Below are 20,493 nucleotides of genomic sequence, written 5' to 3'. Positions count from 1 at the left end.
GTAAAAAAGAATGGAAAAATTAAAGAGTTTCAAAGGGGATAAAACCTGGCAGGAACTGCTGCTGGACTATGCTCTGTACATCATCCTGATCATTATGATCATCGGTGTAATTGCGGCTGACCCTACATTTTTGTCTAAGAATAACTTTTTGAAAATTTTGGCACAGGCTTCCACCAGAGGTATTCTGGCGCTGGGTGTTGCTGGTATGATCGTATTGGCAGGTACTGACTTGTCTGCTGGTCGTATCCTGGGTTGTGGTGCTGCAATCTCCGCATCCTTATTGCAGAGTGTTACATATGCATCCCGTATGTATCCTCAGATTACAGAACCCCTGCCACTGGTTCTGCCTCTGCTGCTGTCCATCGTGGTTTGCGTGGCTTTCTGTCTGCTGAATGGTTTTGGCGTGGCAAAACTGCACATGCATGCATTTATTATTTCGTTAGGTACGCAGCTCATAGCATATGGTGCTCTGTGTCTGTACATCGATAGCCAGAAGGGCGGCGCACAGCCTATTGCCAGCCTGGACCCTAGATATATCGAACTGGTAAACGGCTACTGGCTGGGTATTCCTCATCTGGTTTACTTCATGGTAATTTGTGCGGTAATTATGTGGTTTGTATGGAATAAAACCACTTTGGGTAAAAACATGTTCGCTATCGGCGGTAACCCTGAAGCGGCTGCCGTATCCGGTGTAAACGTAGCGAAAAACATCATGATGATTTATCTGGTAGCTGGTATCCTCTACGGTATCGCAGCTTTCCTGGAAGCTGGTCGTATCCAGAGCGTAACAACAGCTACAGGTACCAACTATGACCTGGACGCGATCTCCGGCTGCGTTATCGGTGGTGTATCCTTCTCCGGTGGTGTTGGTACCATCCCCGGTATCCTGATTGGTGTTATCATCCTGCAGGTAATCAACTACAGCCTGTACTATCTGGGCGTTAACGCATATCTGCAGTACATCATCAAAGGTCTGATCATCATTCTGGCCGTTGCCATCGACGTACGTAAGTATATTGCAAAAAAATAATTTTTTCGGTAAGATGTGATAGGAAAATTCCCCCGTTTGACTACGGGGGAATTGTTGCAATTTGAAGCCATAAAAACAAAGGAGGGATTTTGTGACAGATACACAAAAACCTGTAAACCCGGAGGAACTGGAGCAGCGGATACATGAACTGGAAGAACGGGAAAAAGCTCTGGAAGAAAAAGAAATTGAACTGAAACAAAAAGAAAGTGCTTTTACAGGTGCGAAATATAACCTGTATTCCCATATCAATGTTTCCTTAAAGACCATGAATATTGTGGTGGCAGTCATTGCAGTTGCTTTGGTCGTTGCCATTGCGGCAGGGGTTATTTATCGATAAAACAGGAGGAACACCATGAAACAAACTTGGAACAAAGAAAGCCTTTTGGCAGCTTATCCCCGTTTTGAAGCACAGCCGGATTTTTATCTGGGACGGATGGCAGATGCAGAAAAAGGCTTTGCAGATACATTTGGCAAAGAAGCAGAACGTTTTTTCAGCGCACCCGGCAGAACGGAAATCGGCGGCAACCATACAGACCATCAGCATGGATGTGTATTGGCAGCAGCAGTCGATTTGGATATTTTCGGCGCGGCAGCAAAAAATGACAGCCGCATCATCCGTATTTTCTCCGAAGGCTACGGCATGGAGGAAATTTCTCTGGATGATCTGGAAGTAAAAAAAGAAGAAATCAACACAACAGCTTCTCTCATTCGTGGGGTGGCTTCCAAAATCACACAGATGGGCTATACATTGGGCGGCTTGGATATGTATACCGTTTCCAATGTACTGAAAGGCTCTGGCATTTCTTCTTCTGCGGCTTACGAAGTGCTGGTGGGAACAGTCATCAACGCACTGTATTGTGAAAATAAATTGACACCTGTGGAAATCGCACAGATTGGTCAGTATGCGGAAAATGTGTACTTTGGCAAAATGAGTGGTTTGATGGACCAGACAGCCTCTTCCGTAGGCGGCGTTGTTGCCATTGATTTCCGGGATAACGCAAATCCCATCGTAAGAAAACTGGATTTTGATTTCACAAAAGCAGGCTATGCACTGTGTATTATTGACAGCGGCGCAGACCATGCGGATTTGTCCGATGAATATTCCGCTATTCCCATGGAAATGCGTCAGGTAGCGGCACACTTCGGCAAAGAAGTGCTGCGGGAAGTGGCTCTGGCAGACTTTTTGACAGATATGGCTGCTGTTCGGGAAAAAGCAGGCGACCGGGCAACACTGCGCGCCTACCATTTCCTGAAAGACAATCAGAGAGCCATTGACGAAGCAGCAGCTCTGGAAGCAGGAGATTTTGACAAGTTCTTATCTCTGGTAAAAGAATCCGGCTATTCTTCTTTCATGTATCTGCAGAACGTGTATGTTTCCGGCAGTGTACAGCATCAGGAAGTTGCATATGCTTTGGCAGCTTGTGAAGCGGCATTGGCAGGTAAAGGTGCTTACCGTGTTCATGGCGGTGGTTTTGCCGGCACCATTCAGGCTTTTGTGCCTCAGGAAATGCTGGCAGGTTTTGTGGAACAGATGGAAAAAGCTGTGGGTAAGGGCAGATGCCATGTGCTGTCCATTCGTCCCGCAGGTGGTACAGAATTGATGAAGGTTTGAGAAAAACAGGAGGGATGCTCTATGGCAATTTTGGTATTGGGTGGCGCAGGCTATATCGGTTCTCATACGGTGTATGCTCTGTGTGAAGCAGGCAGAGAAGTAGTAGTTGTGGATAATCTGGAAACAGGACACGCAGAAGCGGTACATCCTGACGCAAAGTTCTACAAAGGCGATATTTCCGACAAACCTTTCTTAAACGATGTATTCCAGAAAGAAAATATCGAAGCGGTTATTCATTTTGCTGCTTATTCTCTGGTAGGGGAAAGCGTGGAAAATCCCCTGAAATATTATGAAAACAACCTGAGCAAAACAAGAGATATGCTGGAAGTTATGGTGGCTAATGGCGTGGATAAATTTGTGTTCTCCTCCACAGCTGCTACATATGGCGAACCTGAACGGGTACCCATTCTGGAAAACGACCGTACAGAACCCACCAACCCTTACGGCGAAACAAAACTGGCAATGGAAAAAATGTTCAAATGGACAGGCAACGCAACAGGTCTGCGTTATGTATCCCTGCGTTACTTCAACGCTTGCGGCGCCCATGTCAGCGGCAATATCGGGGAAGCACATAATCCCGAAAGCCATTTGATTCCCCTGATTTTGCAGGTGCCTAACGGTCAGCGTGAATTTATCAGCATTTTCGGCAATGACTATCCCACACCCGATGGCACATGTATCCGTGACTACATCCATGTAACAGACTTGGCGGATGCGCATATTCTGGCTGTAGATTATCTGCTGAAAGGCGGTCAGAGTGATATCTTCAATCTGGGCAATGGCGTTGGTTTCTCCGTAAGAGAAGTTATCGAAACCGCAAGAAAAGTAACAGGTCATCCCATTCCTGCCAAAGAAGTGGCACGTCGTGCCGGTGACCCCGCACAGCTCATTGCTTCCAGTGAGAAAGCGAAAAAAGTGCTGGGCTGGAACCCTCAGCATGACAGTCTGGAAGAAATCATTTCCACAGCATGGAATTGGCACAAAAATCACCCCAATGGTTTTTGAGAAAGGGGAAAGACATGGTATATAAAGCAATTCGAGATTTGGCGCTCTACGGCGTCAGAACAGGGCTGATTACAGAGGCAGATGTGCCTTATGTCATCAACCGCTTGATAGACGAAATGAAACTGGATGCTTATGAAGAACCCACAGGCGAAGCGGAAACAGATTTGGAAACCATTCTGGCTGTTCTGTTGGAAGATGCCTGCAAACGGAAACTGATTCCTGACAGCATCGTATATAAAGATTTGTTTGATACAAAACTTATGGGTGTCATGACACCTTTCCCCAGAGAAGTCATTGGGAAATTCCGTGAACTTCATGCAGAAAACCCGGAAAAAGCAACAGACTGGTATTATGACTTTAGCTGTAATACAGACTACATCCGCAGATACCGCATCAAAAAGGATATGCGTTGGAAAACCATGACAGAATACGGTGAAATCGACATCACCATTAACCTGTCTAAGCCGGAAAAAGACCCCAAAGCCATTGCGGCAGCGAAACTGGCTCCTCAGAGCGGTTATCCCAAATGTATGCTTTGTCGGGAAAATGAAGGTTATGCTGGTCGGGTGAACCATCCCGCCAGAGAAAACCACCGCATCATTCCTTTGCGGATTGCGGGAAATGACTGGTTTTTCCAGTATTCTCCCTATGTGTATTACAATGAACACTGCATCGTGTTTAATGGACAGCATGTACCTATGAAAATCGACAGAAATGCTTTTGCGAAAATGTTCGATTTCATTAACTTCCTGCCGCATTACTTTGTAGGCTCCAACGCAGACCTGCCTATCGTAGGCGGTTCTATCCTGTCCCATGACCATTTCCAGGGCGGACGTTATACCTTCGCTATGGAACGGGCAGAAGTGGAACGGAAAGCAGTCTGCAAGGGTTTTGAAGATGTGGAAATGGGCGTTGTGAAATGGCCTATGTCCGTTATTCGTATTTCTCATAAAGACCATCATCGTTTGATTGACTGCGCGGATATGATTCTGAAAAATTGGCGTGGTTATACAGACGAAGATGCCTTTATCTTTGCGGAAACAGATGGAGAACCTCATAATACCATCACACCTATTGCAAGAAAACGCGGTGACAAATACGAACTGGATTTGGTACTGCGCAATAACATCACCACAGAAGAACATCCTCTGGGTGTGTACCATCCTCACAGCCATCTGCACCACATCAAGAAAGAAAACATTGGCTTGATTGAGGTTATGGGTCTTGCGGTACTGCCTGCCAGACTGAAAGAAGAAATGCAGTGCCTGAAAGAAGCCATCCTTTCCGGCGCTGATCTGGAAGCAGACGAAAAAACCAGCAGCCATGCCCAGTGGGCACGGGAATTCCTGAAAAAATATGATACTGTGACAGCGGAAAATCTGGACAGTATCATTCAGGAAGAAATCGGTCTGGTATTTGCGCAGGTTTTGGAAGATGCCGGCGTGTATAAGAGAACAGCGGAAGGTCAGGCGGCATTTGACCGTTTCCTGCGTTACTGCGGCGCGGAAATCTGATTCCTTCAGTAAAAATAAAATAACAGATAAAAAACAGAAGAGCAGGGGTGGAGAATCCCTGCTCTTCTGCTGTCTTGGAATATGTTATCAAATATTTGAAAGTAAGCTATTATAACTGCATCATGCCAGACATGATGCAGCCGCCTTTGGCGCCGCAGTCTATGATTTCCCGTAACTGTTTTTCATTGATTTTGATGCCGCCAATGGCATAAACAGGAATGGATACTTTGCGGCAGACTTCTTCCAGAAACATAAGTCCTCTGGGAGCAAGCCCTTTTTTGCAGTCTGTGACGTAAATATGCCCAGCGGTGATGTAAGTTGCCCCCAGTTTTTCCGCTTCTTCTGCCTCTGCTGGTGCGTGAATGGAGGTTCCCACATGAGAGAAACTGGAAAGTTCTTCTTTGTGGGCACGGAGCAGGGGGAGGGGCAGATGAATGGCGTTACAGCCCAGTTCTTTTGCCGCACGGAAATAGGTGTGCAGGATACAGGAAACGTTATGACGCTGACAGATTGCCAATACATCTTTTGCCAGAGCGGTGTATTCTGCTTCTGACAAATCTTTTTCCCGCAGAATCAGACCTTTGGGATGGTGCTTGCAGATTTCTTCTATCTGTTCCAGAAAAGGACGTTTGCTTAAGGTGCGATTTGTCACCGCAAGGACATAGGAAAATAACGCATCATCATACATAGATATAATCGCTCATGACCGGCTGGAGATTGTTTTTCAGCAGTGTGTCATATACTTCCTGGACAGACCTGCTGTCATCGATCTCGAACTGGTCGTCTCCTTTCTTTTCGGTTTCCTCGGAATGTTCGCCGATGCCGGTGCTGACGCCTGCGGAAATTTTGGTGGCAGCAATATTTACCAGATTATCACGGACGCGGGCACATTCTCTGCTGGAAATGGTGATGTTTGCGAAAGGCATGAACAGACGATATGCACATACTACCTGTAAAAGCTGTGTTTCGTGAACATCCATGGGGTTGATGCGGTCATTGTTGATGATGGGACGCAGTCTGGGACAGGAGAACGCGATTTCCGCATGGGGATATTTCCGCTGAAGCAGATAAGCGTGATAGCCTGTAGCAAAAGCGTCCTTGCGGAAGTCATCCAGACCCAGCAATGCAGCAAAACCAACCCCACGCATGCCGCCTTTCAGGGCACGTTCCTGTGCGTTCAAACGATAAGGGAAAATACGTTTGTGTCCTGCCAGATGGAGTGTTTCATATTTATCGGAATTGTATGTTTCCTGGAAAACGGTCACATAGTCGGCGCCGCATTCGTGAAGATATGCGTATTCGTCGGAGTTGACAGGATAAATTTCCAGACCGATGACTTTGAAATATTTCTTTGCGATTTTGCAGGCTTCCCCAATGTATTGTACTGTGGATTTGCTGCGGCTTTCCCCAGTGAGAATCAGGATTTCCTGCAATCCTGTTTTGGCAATGGCAGCCATTTCCTTGTCGATTTCTTCTTCGTTCAGCTGGGCACGGTTGATTTTGTTGTGGCAGTTGAAACCGCAGTAAATGCAGTAGTTTTCGCAGTAGTTAGCAATATAAATGGGTGTGAACATATATACACTGTTGCCGAAATGCTTTCTGGTTTCCACACGGGCTGCCTGGGCGATGTCCTCCAGCAAAGGCAGTGCGGCAGGGGAAAGAAGTGCTGCGAAATCCTCAGGGGTACGGCTGTCATGGACCAAAGCCCGGCGCACGTCTGCTTCTGTGTACTTGTCGTAATCATAAGCTTCTATGGCTGCAACAACCTGATCCATTACATCGGATTCCAGCACTTCCATGCCGGGCAGATAAGTCATATGGTCGATGCGGTTTTTCTTCTGGTCTTCCAGAATTTCTTCACTTAAAATACTTTCGTTCAAATGTTCCTGACTCATGTTCTCTCACCTCTCAATCCTGCAAAAAGCCTGTCAGTGGAGAAGATGCACTAGCGCCTTTTTCCAGGGTTCTGCCAAGACCTGCCAGATAAGCGCTGCGTCCTGCTTCAATGGCTTTTTTGAATGCTTCTGCCATCAATTCCACATTTCCGGCGGTGGCGACAGCAGTGTTTGCCATGATGGCAGCAGCGCCCATTTCCATGGCTTCGCAAGCCTGAGAAGGTCTGCCGATCCCTGCGTCTACGATGATAGGCAGGCTCATTTCGTCAATGAGGATCTGAATAAATTCTTTGGTGCACAGACCTTTGTTGGAACCAATGGGGGCACCCAAAGGCATGATGCAGGCAGCACCGGCATTTTCCAGATCTCTTGCCACATTCAGATCGGGATACATGTAAGGCATTACGATAAAGCCGTCTTTTGCCAGCATTTCTGTGGCACGGATGGTTTCCTGGTTATCAGGCAGCAGATATTTGGAGTCACGCATGATTTCTACTTTGACAAAGTTCCCGCAGCCCAGTTCTCTGGAAAGTTTGGCAATGCGCACAGCTTCTTCCGCGTTTCTTGCGCCGGAAGTGTTGGGCAGCAGGGTAACGGTATCGGGAATATAGTCCAGAATGTTGGCCAGACCGCCTTCGTTGGCACGGCGTACAGCCAGTGTGATGATCTGTGCTTCTGCTTTTTCCACACAAGCCTTTACCAGATCCAGAGAAAACTTCCCGGAACCAAGGATGAAACGAGATGTAAATTCGTGTCCGCCTAAAATGAGTTTGTCATTGTTCTGCATGATAAAATTCCTTCTTTCTTCCAAAATCAGATATTATACGGTTTCTTCGCCCAGAAGCAGACGGGCGATCATATTGGATTCATGGGCAGCGCAGAGTGCGGCTCTGGGCGCCATGAGGCATTGTCCATGGGCAATATCGGTGGTTTCGTCGCCGCAGAGATAAAAATTGCTGCCAATCTTTCGGGTATGGATGGTGTTGCTGCTGCCGAAGCCTGCCATGCCGGAAGCACAGACCAGTTTTTTCTGGGGAAACCATTCCAGTATGCCGTTGACAAACATGGCTTTTGTTTCTGCGTTGTCAAAAGCTTCGCAGATGATGTCCGCATCGGCAAAAAGGGTTTTCAGATTTTCACTGGTTACCTTTACGCAGTCTGTGGTGATGTCCAGATAAGGATTGATCTGGAGCAGCTGTTCTTTCAGAGCATCTGTTTTATACATGCCCACATGGCGCAGCAGATATTGCTGGCGATTCAGATTGGTCAGGTCTACACGGTCAAAATCAATGAGGTGTAGATGTCCCACACCAAGGCGTGCCAGTGCGAAGGCAACATTGGAACCAAGTCCGCCTAGTCCTGCAATGGCAACATGCCCGGCATCCAGCTTTTCCTGATAGGCTGCTGTGTGGCGTTCCACCAATGCTTCATAGATTTCTTTTTTCGTAAATGGGTGCATGATCAGCCGCCTCCTACAAAACTGACAATTTCGATTTTATCGCCGTCATTGAGATATGTGGTGTCGTATTCGCTTTTAGGCAGGATTTCTCCGTTTTTTTCCACTGCGATATAAGTGCGGCGGTAGTTGTTTTCGTCAAGATACGCACCCAGAGTCATAGGTGCGGACAGGGTCAATGTTTTCCCGTTAATGGTGATCATTCAGAAGCCTCCTTTCCAGCAGCGACAAGAAAAAAGAGCTCACAAAGAAATACACCCGTGGTGGTGCACCCCTTCATGAACTCTTGTTCACTCTCAACGCTGCCAATATTCTGTTTCCGTAAAAAGTTCTGGCTTTGGTCTGTCTGTACGCAATAAAAATAGGGAGATGCAACGCATCTCCCGAAAATTCATTCTGTCGATTCCTACGTTGGCATTATCCAAATCAGGTGTAAGGGTCGAAGCAAAACTTCCTCTCAGCCCAATCCATTGAGCTCCCCTGTTTTCTTTTTACGAGAACAGTATATACACGGATTCTGAAAATGTCAACAGGCAAAATGACAAAAAGTATAAAATTTTCGGAAATATGCACATAACTTTACATGTTACAATGAGTCCATAACCAAAGAGGAGGAATTTTTTATGTGGCACATGGAAGAAGAATTACAGACAGAAGGGGTCAGCGTCAGCCTGCTGAAGGAAATCCAGAAGTTCCGCGAAAGTCATGAAGTGGATGCTTCTGTGGCAGGTCGTGTACCGGTGCCCCGTTTTTTATATTATGGCAAGGAAATCTGGGAAGAAGCGGCAGCAGCGTTGTTATGTGGGGAAAATTTGCTGCTGTCCGGTCCGAAGGCAACTGGCAAAAACGTATTGGCGGAAAATCTGGCAGCAGCATTCGGCAGACCGTCTTGGGATATTTCTTTTTATGTGAATGTGGATGCCGCTTCCCTCATTGGAACAGACACATTCCGGGATAATCAGGTAGTATTCCGTGAAGGACCCATCAGCCGCTGTGCCCATATGGGTGGTTTCGGCGTGCTGGATGAAATCAATATGGCGAAAAACGAGTCTTTGGCAGTGCTCCATGCAACATTGGACTTCCGTCGCTCCATTGATGTGCCGGGGTATGACAGAATTCCTCTGCATGAAGCGACCCGCTTCATTGCTACCATGAACTATGGCTATGCCGGTACCAGAGAACTGAATGAAGCGCTGGCGTCCCGTTTTGTAGTCATCAATATGCCGGTTATTTCCGAGGAAAACCTGCGGAAGCTGTTGAAACGGGAATTCCCTACACTGAAAGATAAATGGGCAGAACAGTTTGCCGCGTTGTTTCGAGAATTGGAAACAAAATGCGATAACGCAGAAATTTCCACAAAGGCTCTTGATCTGCGTGGGCTTATGGCATCCATTCATTTGATGGAAAAAGGTCTGAAAGCGGTTCGTGCACTGGAAATGGGTATCATCAACAAAGCATTCGATCCCTTTGAACGGCAGTTGGTGGCAGATGCCATTGCCGCAAGAATTCCGCAGGATCTGGACTATGGAAAGCTGTTTGGTGATCGCTGATGAAAAACAGAGAGATTGCGGAGCGTCGTGCCGTCAATCAGATTTGGAACGCCGCACAGGATTATTCCCTGCAGCCGGTGTATGTTGCCTTTGATGAGGACGGCGACGCGGATTTTTATTTCAATACGGTCATTGGTGCCGTATATCATTATTTTCAGTTTGAAATATTGGATAAAATGTTTACCTATCTCCAACGTAAACAGGATGGGGAACTGTATGTGGAACTGCTGTGGCTGGGGCTGGAAAACTGTGTGTTCGGCAAAGCCAAAGATGAACGTCCTGCTATGGCAGAACTGCGGCGGGCTTATGCGGAAAAATTTCTGGCAAGACCCAAAGATCATGTGGTGGAATCTTTGCTGTGGGATTTGAAGCGTGCTCATTGCCAGCGTATATTGGGTCAGGCAGATGATCTGGACGAAGAAAAACGAAAAATACTGGATGCTTTGGAATTTCCCGCGGACTGTAACACAGAACAGGTGACAGACCGTATGGACCGTCTGCTGAATCAGTATTTTTTCAAAGGGCATTTCAAAGAGTTTGAAGAACTGGGCGGTCATATCAGTGATTCTCCGTTTTTCTGGCCAAAAGGCTGGGGAAGACGGGCAGGCAGTGCTTTGCGGCGTATTGACTGGGAAGGCAAAACCACAGAGGAGAAGGATTCCCTCATGGGCAAAGCGAGAAAGCTGTATCAACGTCTGACATTTTCCAGACCTAGTGCCAAGGTGGTGCGTGCTTATGTGGAAAGCTGTTTTGGAAAATCCATGTTTTCCACAGCGGAAATGGAAGAAATCGAAAAGAAACTCTGTACAGAAGCCCATCGGGAATGTCTGCTGCATTTTACCCGTGGTGAATTTACAGAAACAGGAGAACTGACCAGAGAAGCGGCAGAACAGCGGGAATTTGCTGAGAAACAGCGAGAAGCCAATGAAGCTTATTTTCAGGCAAACGAAAGCCAGACCATGCTGGCAGTCAATAAACTGACAGAACGCATACGCAATGCCATATTATTGCAGCTGGAACCCACGGTGTACCGCACTCGTGCCGGAAATCTGCTGGCAGGGAAGGTATGGCGGAATGTATATCTTCATGATGAGCGGATATTTGAGAAAACATCGGACAGCCAGCTGGATACTCTGACGGTAGATATTTTATTGGATGGTTCTGCTTCCCAGCGAGAACAGCAGGCGAAAGTGGCAACACAGGGCTTTATCATTGCGGAAAGCCTCACACGGTGTAATATCCCTGTGCGGGTAAGCGCTTTCAGCAGTGTCAGTGGCTGTACGGTCATGCAGGTTCTGAGGGATTACCATGACACTTCCAGAAATAAAGATATTCTTCATTTTCTGGCGGCTGGCTGGAACCGGGATGGTTTGGCATTGCGGGCGGCAGACTACCTCATGGAACAGGAGAGAAGCGAACACAAAATGCTCATCATCCTTTCTGATGCCCATCCAAATGACGATCAGCCCATGCCGTCAAAAGAAGGACTCCATCTGCCCAAAGATTACGGCGGAGAAGCCGGTGTGCAGGATGTGGCAGAGGAAGTGAGCCGCCTCAGAAGAAAAGGCGTTTGGGTCATTTCTGTCTTTACGGGAAATGATCGGGACTTGCCGGCAGCCCATAAGATTTATGGCAGAGAATTGGCAAGAATCCGCTCTGTCAGCTGGTTTGCCGATACGGTAGGGCGGCTGATACAGGAGAGAATCAGAGAAATGTAAAAGTATAAAAGACTGGACAATATGGTTCAGTCTTTTTGTATTTCCGTATATTTTGTGGGCATGATAAAATCATTGTATTACAGGGGCGGTTATGGTAGAATCAATGTGCAGTATATGATTTTTCATAACATATCGAACCCATGGGTTCCTGACACCAAAAAGAAATTTGCGGCGGAAGGTACAGTATGGAAATACAGGGCAGCTATGCCCTTTTTCCCGTACCTTTCGTGGTACGGTTTTTCTTTTATCAAACCAATAGGAGGTATGGAAATATGGAAACAAAAAATGAAGAAAGCAGAATTGCGGTCATTGGCATCGTTGTGGAACAGGAAGCGTCTGTAGATGTGCTCAACGAAACACTCCACGAATACCGGGAATACATCATCGGCAGAATGGGCATTCCCTATCGTGAGAAAAAAGTGAACATTATCAGTATTGCCATTGATGCTCCTCAGGATGTGATTTCCGCTTTGTCCGGCAAAATCGGCAACCTGCCCGGCATCCAGTCCAAGACTGTATATTCTGGCGTGAAGGCATGAGTTTTGCGGCAAATTTAGCCGAAAAACTGGTCACGGAACACGATCTTTCGGAAGAAGAACTGCTCTATCTTCTGGAACATCGGCAGGAAGTGGCGTCTTTTGTGCAGGAAGAAGCCCAAAAACTTTGTCAGGAGGTTTTTGGCAAAGAAATCTATATCCGCGGATTGCTGGAAATTTCCAACATCTGCAAAAATGATTGCTATTATTGCGGTATCCGCAAAAGCAACCGAAAGGCGGAGAGATACCGCCTGACGGAAGAAGAAATTCTGGAGGCGTGCCAGGCTGGTTATGCCTTGGGATTTCGCACATTTGTGCTCCAAGGCGGCGAGGATATGTGGTATGACGATGAACGTCTGTGCCATTTGGTATCTGCCATCCGAAAAAATCATCCCGACTGCGCCATCACCCTTTCCGTAGGGGAACGCAGTCGGGAAAGCTATGAAAAGCTTTTTGCCGCTGGTACCAATCGGTATCTGCTGCGCCATGAAACAGCAACAGCATCCCATTATGCTATGCTCCATCCATCTGATATGGATTTTGCAAACCGTATGCGGTGCTTGCGGGATTTGAAGGAAATTGGCTATCAGGTGGGATGTGGCTTTATGGTGGGCTCGCCCCATCAGACATTGGAGTATCTGGTGAAAGACCTTCGGTTTTTGAAGGAATTTCAACCCCATATGGTAGGCATTGGTCCTTTTCTTTCTCAGAAAGATACGCCTTTTGCCCAATATGAAAACGGTTCGGGAGAGCTGACGTTGTTTTTGCTTGCTGTCATACGTCTGCTTTTGCCGAAGGTGCTGCTGCCCTCTACAACGGCATTGCGGACGCTTTTGCCGCCGGGAAAGGAATGGGGCATTGTCTGTGGTGCAAATGTCATTATGCCAAACCTTTCCCCCATGGAAGCCAGGAAAAAGTATACCCTTTATGACAACAAGCGTATCATGGGGACGGAAGCGGCAGAGCAGATTGAATGGCTGAAAAAAGAACTGGCGGATATGGGCTATACTGTTGCCATCGCCAGAGGTGACAGCCCTATGTTAAAAAAACAAAATCACTGACAGGAAAGAGAAATCTGACCTAGAAGAAAGGAAGAAAAGAATATGTATGATCCCAAATCAATGAAAGCGGAGGAATTTATCTCCCACGAAGAAATTCTGGACACTTTGGCTTATGCCCAGGAAAACAAGAACAATGAAAAACTCATCGACACAATTTTGGAAAAGGCAAAACTGCGCAAAGGTCTTACCCACAGAGAAGCTTCTGTACTGCTGGCATGTGAAATGCCCGATAAAATCCAGCAGATTTACACTTTGGCAGAACAGTTGAAAAAAGATTTTTATGGCAATCGTATTGTCATGTTTGCGCCTTTGTATTTGTCTAATTACTGTATCAATGGCTGTGTGTACTGCCCTTATCATGCCAAAAACAAACATATTGCCCGGAAAAAACTGACACAAGAAGAAATTGTCAAAGAAGTCATGGCTTTGCAGGATATGGGGCATAAACGTTTGGCGCTGGAAGCAGGGGAAGACCCAGTTAACAACCCCATTGAATACATTCTGGAATGTATCAAGACTATTTATTCCATTCAGCATAAAAATGGTGCTATCCGTCGTGTGAATGTGAACATTGCGGCAACTACTGTGGAAGAATATCGGATGCTGAAAGAAGCAGGCATCGGTACATACATCTTGTTCCAGGAAACTTATCATAAAGAAAGCTATGAACAGCTTCATCCCACAGGTCCGAAACATAACTACGCTTATCACACTGAAGCCATGGACAGAGCCATGGAGGGCGGCATTGACGATGTAGGTCTGGGGGTATTGTTCGGTCTGGAACGGTATGCTTATGAATTTGCGGGACTTTTGATGCACGCGGAACATCTGGAAGCCGTACATGGTGTGGGTCCTCATACCATCAGTGTGCCTCGTGTGAAACGTGCTGACGATATCGACCCCGATGCTTTTGACAATGGCATTGATGATGAAATTTTTGCAAAAATCATTGCATGTATCCGCATTGCGGTGCCTTACACAGGCATGATCATTTCCACAAGAGAAAGCAAGGAAGTCCGGGAACGGGCACTGCATCTGGGCGTTTCTCAGATCAGCGGCGGCTCTCGTACCAGCGTAGGCGGTTATTGTGAAGAAGAACCGGAGGATGAAAATTCCGAACAGTTTGATGTGAGTGATAAACGTACATTGGACGAAGTGGTACATTGGCTTATGGATTTGGGCTATATTCCCAGTTTCTGTACCGCATGCTATCGGGAAGGTCGTACCGGTGACCGCTTCATGAGTCTGTGTAAGAGCGGGCAGATTCAGAACTGCTGCCATCCCAACGCCCTTATGACCCTGAAAGAATATCTGGAGGATTATGCTTCACCAGATACAAAGAAAATCGGGGAAGCCTTGATTCAGAAAGAACTGGGGAATATTCCCAAAGAAAAAGTCAGAGAAATTACTGTGCATCATTTGCAGGAAATCGAAAAAGGAAATCGGGATTTCCGATTCTAAAGGCAGGAGGTTTTTATGGGTTTACAGGATACACCATCTTCAGAACGGGTGCAAATCGGTTTTTTTGGCTGCCGCAACGCAGGCAAATCCAGCTTAGTCAACGCGGTAACCAATCAGGAAATGGCAGTGGTTTCACCAGTGAAAGGCACCACCACAGACCCTGTGACAAAAGCCATGGAACTGCTGCCCCTTGGTCCTGTTCTCATCATTGATACCCCTGGTATTGATGACGAAGGTGGACTGGGAGAGCAGCGTGTGAAACGGACAAAGCAGATTCTCAATCGCATTGACTGTGCTGTTCTGGTGGTAGATAGTGTGGCAGGGAAAACGAAAGCCGATGAAGAACTTTTGGACTTATTTCAGGAAAAGCAGATTCCTTTCCTCGTTGCTTATAACAAAAGTGACCTGCAACTGCCCATTTTATCGGGAAAAAATGAAGTGGCAGTCAGTGCCCTTCAGAAAACAGGCATTGAAGAATTGAAAGAACGCATTGCCGCATTGGGAAAAGAAAACCAGAAGGAACGAATGCTGGTAAAAGACTTGGTAAAGGCAGAAGATTTGGTGGTACTGGTGACTCCTATCGACAGCTCTGCCCCCAAAGGACGGCTCATTCTGCCTCAACAGCAGACCATTCGGGATTTGCTGGAAGCGGATGCCATTCCTGTGGTAACGAAAGAAAATACACTGAAAACCACATTGGAAAGTCTGGCGAAAAAGCCGGCTATGGTCATTACGGACAGTCAGGCATTTGCACAAGTCAGCAAAGATACGCCGTTAGATATTCCTCTGACATCCTTTTCCATTCTCATGGCGAGGTACAAAGGATTTCTGGAAGGCGCCGTGCAGGGTGTGGCAGCCATAGAAACATTGCAGGATGGGGATAAAGTCCTGATTTGTGAGGGCTGCACCCATCACAGACAATGTGAAGACATCGGAACTGTGAAGATTCCTCGTTGGCTGCGGCAGCATACAGGAAAAGAGCTGGAATTGGTGCATACTTCCGGTAAGGATTTCCCTGAGGATTTATCGCCATACCGTTTGGTGATTCATTGCGGCGGATGCATGCTCAATGAGCGGGAAGTGGCGTATCGCCAGAAATGTGCCGCTGACGCAGGGATTCCCTTTACCAATTATGGCATTGCCATTGCATATATGACAGGCATTTTGAAACGGAGTATCGAAATTTTTCCGAAGCTGTATACATTGATTTAATATAAAAAAGACCATAGGTTCCTATGGTCTTTTTGTATGTTCAAAGCGGAAAATGTCCGCTGCGGCGCAATGCCACCAGAATACCGGGAATCAGGATCAATTGCAGTATGATACCGGGGATAGCTTCCAGTAAGGCACCGGAAAGGAACATCTGCCAAGTGAAGGCGTTTTCGCCAATGCCAAGCAGCAGAACTTCTACAATGCCCCATACCACGCGTCCAAGAATCATGGCGGAAATCAGGGCGATGTACAGAGAAGCTGTGGATTTTTGTTTGGAACGTCCATAAATCAGCCCTGCAATGAGTCCATAGGCTGCCAGTTCAAATGCCATGGCAATGGCAACAGGGAACATATGGGGCATGCCGAAAATCATGCTGCGGCAAATGGGCAGCAGAAAGCCTAAAAACAGCGCATATTGCCATCCGCAAAGAAATGCACAGAGAAAAACTGGAAAGTGCATGGGCAGCAGCATGTTGCCAATCTGCGGAACCTGTCCTGTCAAAAAGGGCAGTACCAGTCCCAGCGCAAACAGCAGAGCACTGACGGTCAGTTGTTTTGTAGATTGCTTCATAAAAACCTCCTGATTGTTTCTGTTAAAATTTCGATTTTTATCATATCACACTGTTTTGCAAGAAAACAGCTTTTTTTCAAAACCATGTGGGAAAATGTATGTTTTGGAAAAATGGGGACAAACTGAGAAAGAAGGACTTGACAGAAAGGAGTTTTTACGGTATGAACTTGAGTGGTACAAGAACAGAACAAAATCTGCTTGCCGCATTCGCGGGGGAATCCATGGCTGCCAATAAATACGATTTTTACAGCAGTCAGGCGAAAAAAGAAGGCTATGAACAGATCGGCGCCATTTTTAAGGAAACAGCAGATAATGAACGGCAGCATGCCAAACAGATTTTCCGTTTCTTAAACGGCATTGGCACCACAGAAGCCAATCTGACCGCAGGCGTTGCGGGGGAACATGAGGAATGGACTTCCATTTATCAGGACATGAGCACCATCGCCAAAGATGAAGGCTATCCGGAAATCGCTATGTTTTTCCAGAATCTGGCGTCTGTGGAAAAAGAGCATGAGGCAAGATACGCTATGCTGCTGGAAAGAATCAAAAATGATCAGGTGTTCAAGGATAACGCCAAGACAGTATGGGTATGCCGCAACTGCGGACACGTCCATGTTGGGGAAGTGCCGCCGGAAGCCTGTCCTGTCTGCAAACATCCCAAAGCATATTTTGAGCGGAAAGCGACCAATTATTGAGAGGGAAACCTCTCATTACATAGAAAAGAGGAACCAAATGGAATATCAGAATCAAATCAGAGAAGCTGTATTTTACAAACGCCCCAATCGTTTTCTGGCGGAAGTGGAACTGGATGGAAAAAGAGAACTGGTGCATGTGAAAAATACAGGGAGATGCCGGGAATTGTTGCAGGAAGGGGCAAGGGTATTTCTGGAGGAAAGCGGCAATGCAAACCGGAAAACAAAACATTCCCTTATTGCTGTCTACAAAGGGGATATGCTGGTGAATATGGATTCACAGGCACCCAATGCGGTGGCAGCAGAGGCTTTAGCAGAAGGAAAGATACGAGAAATTGGCGAAGTGACCTTTGTAAAACGGGAAGTGAAATTCGGTGGTTCCCGTTTCGACGTGTATTATGAAGCGGGAGAGCGGAAAGGCTTTCTGGAAGTGAAAGGGGTGACACTGGAGGATGATGGTGTTGCCATGTTTCCAGACGCTCCCACAGAGAGAGGCGCAAAACATTTGCTGGAACTGGCAGGAGCGGTGGAAAAAGGCTACGAGAGTGCGGTGCTGTTTCTGGTGCAGATGAAAGGCGTTTCCGTTTTCTGTCCCCATGAAGCTCGTGACCCAAAATTTGCGGAAGCACTGCGAAAGGCAGCGAGGGCAGGCGTAAAAGTATTGGCTTATGACTGCAAGGTATGGGAAACAGGATTTTGCTTAGATGCGCCTGTGCCTGTGGAATTGTAAAACAGACATATCCCGAAGGATTCGGACATAAAGTTTAGTAATGACGAATATGGAGGGAAAAATACATGAGGCATAGAGTTTTGACAGCAGTCCTCACGCTGCTTTTTAGTGTTGGCTGCTGTTTGCCTGCATTGGCGGCAGAAAAGCAGTATGAAAACCTGACAGACCTTGGGCTGACTTCCAAAAGCGCCCTGCTCATGGAAGAAGATACGGGCACCATTTTGTATGAACAGAATAGCCATGAAGCTCTGCCACCTGCCAGTGTTACGAAAGTTATGACACTGCTGCTCATTTATGAAGGAGAACGAGATGGAAAGTTTGACTGGACAGACACGGTACAGGTCAGTGAGCATGCGGCATCCATGGGCGGTTCTCAGGTATTTCTGGAAGAAGGGGAAACCCAGACAGCGGCAGACATGACAAAATCCATTGCCATTGCTTCTGCCAACGATGCGGCTGTTGCCATGGCGGAATTTCTGGCAGGCAGCGAGGAAGCCTTTGTCCAGAAAATGAATGAACGGGCAAAGGAATTGGGCATGGAGGATACGAACTTTGTCAATGCCTGCGGGTTGGATACAGAAGGGCATGTGTCCAGCGCCTACGACATCGCACTCATGAGCCGGGAATTGATGGAAAATTTCCCGGAAATCAAGGAATATACCACCACATGGCAGGATAGCATCGTACATAAAACAAGGCGCGGGGAAGAAACCTTTGGTTTGACCAATACCAACAAACTGATTCAGTGGTATGATGGTGCAACGGGACTGAAAACTGGCTCCACAGGCAATGCGCTGTACTGTCTGTCAGGAACAGCAGAACGGGACGGCATGGGGCTCATTGCTGTTGTTATGGCTGCACCGGATTATAAAGTCCGTTTCCGGGAAGTGATGCAGCTTTTGGACTATGGTTTTGCCAATTACGCTATTGAAAAAGGGCGAGAAAAAGGCTATGCCATGGGAGAAGTGCCAGTGGAGAAAGGCATGACGGATACGGTGGAAGCGGTAGTAGCGGAAGAAATTTCCGTATTGGTGCCAAAAGGAAAAGAAGCCCAATGGGAAACCAAAACAGAACTTTTACCGGCGGTTTCCGCACCTGTGGAAGCAGGTACAAAGGTTGGTGAACTGGTATATCTTCGTGATGGAGAAGAAGTAGGGCGAGTGGAACTGACCGCAGGAGAAAATGTAGAAAAGGCAAATGTGGATACCATGCTGCGGCGGATGTTGGCAGGGTGGTGTTAAGGTAAAAAGAAAGGCTTTGGAGTGCAGGACTTCAAAGCCTTTTTCTGATGATGGAATTAGTATTTTTTAGAATAGTAGAAGATACATCCTACGATAATCACAGCGTTCCCAGCCAGTACCCAGATGAGGATTTCTGCAATTTGAGGTGCTATAATGCCGCAGACAAGAATGGCAGCAAATAGGCAAACAAGAGAAAGCATGGTATAAGCGCTGTATGCCTGTTTTTCGATGAAGATATTTCGTTCATCCATAACGGCAACTTCGGCTTTTGCCCATTTTTCCTTGTTGTGAAAGAGTGTTTTATTGCGGATAAATGTGACAATACAACAGATGGCGCCGGAAATGCCCAGAGAAGAAAAAGGGGAATCATTGAGGACACCCATTTTTGCAAGGATATAAACAGCAGAAAAGATTACAAACATTACGCCAGAAGCAATAAGATTCTGTTTCACGGTTTGTTCAAATTTTTTATTTTTCATGGAAATGACCTCCTTTACTCACAGGAATTGCGAATGTTGCAGTAAATGGCTGCCAAAAACAGCAGTGCCACATCTGCCAGCATCAGCAGAAGGAAAGGAATCAAAAGTTCTGGTTTTTGCAAAGCAGCCCAAAGGGTTGCCACATAAAGCAGAACCAATGAAAACAGACTATGCAGGCTGTAAATCTGCTTTTGAATGAAAATATTTCGTTCGTCATAGATGCGGATTTCTTCTTTTTTCCGCAGGGATTCATTTTTTAGAAGCCGGATGGACTTGATAATATGGATAAAGCCAATGGCAATGAGTCCGCCGCCGGTGCCTGCACAGTAGGTGAGGGGATAACCGGAAGAAACTTTACCGCTAAAAGCAGCTACGCAAGCCAATATGCCTAAACAAATCCAGAGAAAGCCGCAGGTAAGCTGTATTTTGAGTTTCTTTTCAAATTTCATGATTCATCCTCCTCCTCGAACAAAAAGACTTCTTCAATGGTCATGCCAAAAAACTTGGCGATTTTATGGGCAAGGAGGAGAGAGGCGGTGTATTTTCCCACTTCCAGAGAAGTGATAGTCTGGCGCGTAACGCCTACGTGGTTTGCCAGTTCCTCCTGTGATAATTTGCGCTGTTTTCTCAGCTCTTGGATGCGTGTTTTCATAGGTACCTCCTTTGCAAAGTTTGCTTTGCAATTTTAGTATAGTTTACTTTGCAAAAAATGTCAAGCGAGCTTTGCAAA

Annotated in this window: 23 protein-coding genes and 1 riboswitch; of the genes, 14 read left to right on the top strand and 9 right to left on the bottom strand. The window is 46.6% G+C overall.

From position 1 onward, the window contains the following. Positions 1–10: 10 nt before the first annotated feature. The 5 genes from mglC (at position 11) to galT (ending at position 5,161) form a co-directional block, all read left to right on the top strand. Positions 11–1,030: a galactose/methyl galactoside ABC transporter permease MglC gene (gene mglC, locus INF29_RS03925; RefSeq protein ID WP_087988981.1), complete on the top strand. Its 1,020-nt coding sequence runs from the start codon at positions 11–13 to the stop codon at positions 1,028–1,030. A gap of 91 nt (positions 1,031–1,121) precedes the next feature. Next, positions 1,122–1,367 (top strand): hypothetical protein, encoded by a 246-nt coding sequence (locus INF29_RS03920; RefSeq protein WP_072851605.1) that lies wholly within the window; start codon positions 1,122–1,124, stop codon positions 1,365–1,367. Positions 1,368–1,382: 15 nt separating this feature from the next. Further along, positions 1,383–2,642 (top strand): galactokinase, encoded by a 1,260-nt coding sequence (locus tag INF29_RS03915; protein WP_193484787.1) that lies wholly within the window; start codon positions 1,383–1,385, stop codon positions 2,640–2,642. A 21-nt stretch (positions 2,643–2,663) separates the two neighbouring features. Further along, positions 2,664–3,647 (top strand): UDP-glucose 4-epimerase GalE, encoded by a 984-nt coding sequence (gene galE / locus INF29_RS03910; RefSeq protein ID WP_072851600.1) that lies wholly within the window; start codon positions 2,664–2,666, stop codon positions 3,645–3,647. Positions 3,648–3,661: 14 nt separating this feature from the next. Next, entirely contained in the window at positions 3,662–5,161 is a 1,500-nt protein-coding gene (gene galT / locus INF29_RS03905; protein ID WP_193484785.1) for a UDP-glucose--hexose-1-phosphate uridylyltransferase, read from the top strand. Between the two features lie 109 nt (positions 5,162–5,270). Here galT and INF29_RS03900 read toward each other — a convergent pair whose 3' ends face one another. The 5 genes from INF29_RS03900 to thiS are packed head-to-tail and all read right to left on the bottom strand — an operon-like array spanning position 5,271 to position 8,715. Then, a complete protein-coding gene (locus INF29_RS03900) occupies positions 5,271–5,849 on the bottom strand; it encodes a thiamine phosphate synthase (protein ID WP_193484783.1) in 579 nt (192 codons plus the stop codon). Further along, positions 5,842–7,056 carry a 2-iminoacetate synthase ThiH gene (gene thiH / locus INF29_RS03895; protein ID WP_193484781.1) on the bottom strand — a complete coding sequence of 405 codons (1,215 nt, stop codon included), beginning with the start codon at positions 7,054–7,056 and terminating at the stop codon, positions 5,842–5,844. The genes INF29_RS03900 and thiH overlap by 8 nt, the downstream gene beginning before the upstream one ends. A 13-nt stretch (positions 7,057–7,069) precedes the next feature. Next, complete coding sequence (locus INF29_RS03890; protein ID WP_087988977.1) at positions 7,070–7,843, bottom strand: thiazole synthase; 774 nt, start codon at positions 7,841–7,843, stop codon at positions 7,070–7,072. A gap of 33 nt (positions 7,844–7,876) precedes the next feature. Next, positions 7,877–8,515, bottom strand: coding sequence for a sulfur carrier protein ThiS adenylyltransferase ThiF (gene thiF / locus INF29_RS03885; protein ID WP_193484779.1), 639 nt, complete (start codon positions 8,513–8,515; stop codon positions 7,877–7,879). Between the two features lie 2 nt (positions 8,516–8,517). Next, positions 8,518–8,715, bottom strand: coding sequence for a sulfur carrier protein ThiS (gene thiS, locus INF29_RS03880; protein WP_072853801.1), 198 nt, complete (start codon positions 8,713–8,715; stop codon positions 8,518–8,520). A 183-nt stretch (positions 8,716–8,898) separates the two neighbouring features. Further along, a riboswitch (TPP riboswitch) is annotated at positions 8,899–9,004 on the bottom strand. Between the two features lie 140 nt (positions 9,005–9,144). Here thiS and INF29_RS03875 point away from each other — a divergent pair. The 6 genes from INF29_RS03875 to hydF all read left to right on the top strand — a co-directional run bounded on the left by INF29_RS03875 (position 9,145) and on the right by hydF (position 16,050). Further along, on the top strand, positions 9,145–10,062 hold the full coding sequence (locus tag INF29_RS03875; RefSeq protein WP_072853804.1) for an AAA family ATPase: 918 nt from the start codon (positions 9,145–9,147) through the stop codon (positions 10,060–10,062). After that, positions 10,062–11,780: a vWA domain-containing protein gene (locus tag INF29_RS03870; protein ID WP_193484776.1), complete on the top strand. Its 1,719-nt coding sequence runs from the start codon at positions 10,062–10,064 to the stop codon at positions 11,778–11,780. Before INF29_RS03875 ends, INF29_RS03870 begins: the two co-directional genes overlap by 1 nt. Before the next feature lie 272 nt (positions 11,781–12,052). Continuing rightward, the gene (locus tag INF29_RS03865) at positions 12,053–12,319 is read left to right on the top strand and encodes a TM1266 family iron-only hydrogenase system putative regulator (RefSeq protein WP_072850641.1); all 267 of its coding nucleotides are present in this window, start codon (positions 12,053–12,055) and stop codon (positions 12,317–12,319) included. After that, entirely contained in the window at positions 12,316–13,377 is a 1,062-nt protein-coding gene (gene hydE / locus INF29_RS03860; protein ID WP_193484773.1) for a [FeFe] hydrogenase H-cluster radical SAM maturase HydE, read from the top strand. The genes INF29_RS03865 and hydE overlap by 4 nt, the downstream gene beginning before the upstream one ends. A 42-nt stretch (positions 13,378–13,419) precedes the next feature. After that, a complete protein-coding gene (hydG, locus tag INF29_RS03855; RefSeq protein ID WP_193484770.1) occupies positions 13,420–14,838 on the top strand; it encodes a [FeFe] hydrogenase H-cluster radical SAM maturase HydG in 1,419 nt (472 codons plus the stop codon). Positions 14,839–14,853: 15 nt separating this feature from the next. Continuing rightward, on the top strand, positions 14,854–16,050 hold the full coding sequence (gene hydF, locus INF29_RS03850; RefSeq protein ID WP_193484767.1) for a [FeFe] hydrogenase H-cluster maturation GTPase HydF: 1,197 nt from the start codon (positions 14,854–14,856) through the stop codon (positions 16,048–16,050). A gap of 40 nt (positions 16,051–16,090) precedes the next feature. On the opposite strand, the gene INF29_RS03845 is transcribed toward hydF, so the two are convergent. Then, positions 16,091–16,621 (bottom strand): ECF transporter S component, encoded by a 531-nt coding sequence (locus tag INF29_RS03845; protein ID WP_191344885.1) that lies wholly within the window; start codon positions 16,619–16,621, stop codon positions 16,091–16,093. A 161-nt stretch (positions 16,622–16,782) separates the two neighbouring features. Here INF29_RS03845 and rbr point away from each other — a divergent pair, with 161 nt between their 5' ends. The 3 genes from rbr to INF29_RS03830 all read left to right on the top strand — a co-directional run bounded on the left by rbr (position 16,783) and on the right by INF29_RS03830 (position 19,284). After that, positions 16,783–17,316, top strand: a complete 534-nt coding sequence (gene rbr, locus INF29_RS03840) for a rubrerythrin (protein WP_072850722.1) — start codon at positions 16,783–16,785, stop codon at positions 17,314–17,316. A gap of 37 nt (positions 17,317–17,353) precedes the next feature. Beyond that, positions 17,354–18,043 (top strand): DNA/RNA nuclease SfsA, encoded by a 690-nt coding sequence (gene sfsA, locus INF29_RS03835; protein ID WP_193484765.1) that lies wholly within the window; start codon positions 17,354–17,356, stop codon positions 18,041–18,043. Positions 18,044–18,108: 65 nt separating this feature from the next. Then, positions 18,109–19,284, top strand: a complete 1,176-nt coding sequence (locus tag INF29_RS03830) for a D-alanyl-D-alanine carboxypeptidase family protein (protein ID WP_087988968.1) — start codon at positions 18,109–18,111, stop codon at positions 19,282–19,284. A gap of 56 nt (positions 19,285–19,340) precedes the next feature. Here INF29_RS03830 and INF29_RS03825 read toward each other — a convergent pair whose 3' ends face one another. The 3 genes from INF29_RS03825 to INF29_RS03815 are packed head-to-tail and all read right to left on the bottom strand — an operon-like array spanning position 19,341 to position 20,415. Next, entirely contained in the window at positions 19,341–19,763 is a 423-nt protein-coding gene (locus INF29_RS03825; RefSeq protein ID WP_087988967.1) for a hypothetical protein, read from the bottom strand. 14 nt (positions 19,764–19,777) lie between these two features. Next, the gene (locus INF29_RS03820) at positions 19,778–20,212 is read right to left on the bottom strand and encodes a hypothetical protein (protein ID WP_191344880.1); all 435 of its coding nucleotides are present in this window, start codon (positions 20,210–20,212) and stop codon (positions 19,778–19,780) included. Beyond that, positions 20,209–20,415: a helix-turn-helix transcriptional regulator gene (locus tag INF29_RS03815; RefSeq protein WP_054329906.1), complete on the bottom strand. Its 207-nt coding sequence runs from the start codon at positions 20,413–20,415 to the stop codon at positions 20,209–20,211. Before INF29_RS03815 ends, INF29_RS03820 begins: the two co-directional genes overlap by 4 nt. Positions 20,416–20,493 lie beyond the last annotated feature (78 nt).

It is taken from the genome of Anaerotignum lactatifermentans, from assembly GCF_014982935.1.
GTDB classification, from domain to species: domain Bacteria; phylum Bacillota; class Clostridia; order Lachnospirales; family Anaerotignaceae; genus Anaerotignum; species Anaerotignum lactatifermentans.
The sequence above is the reverse complement of the archived record's forward strand: the minus strand, read 5'-3'. Positions and strand labels throughout refer to the sequence as shown.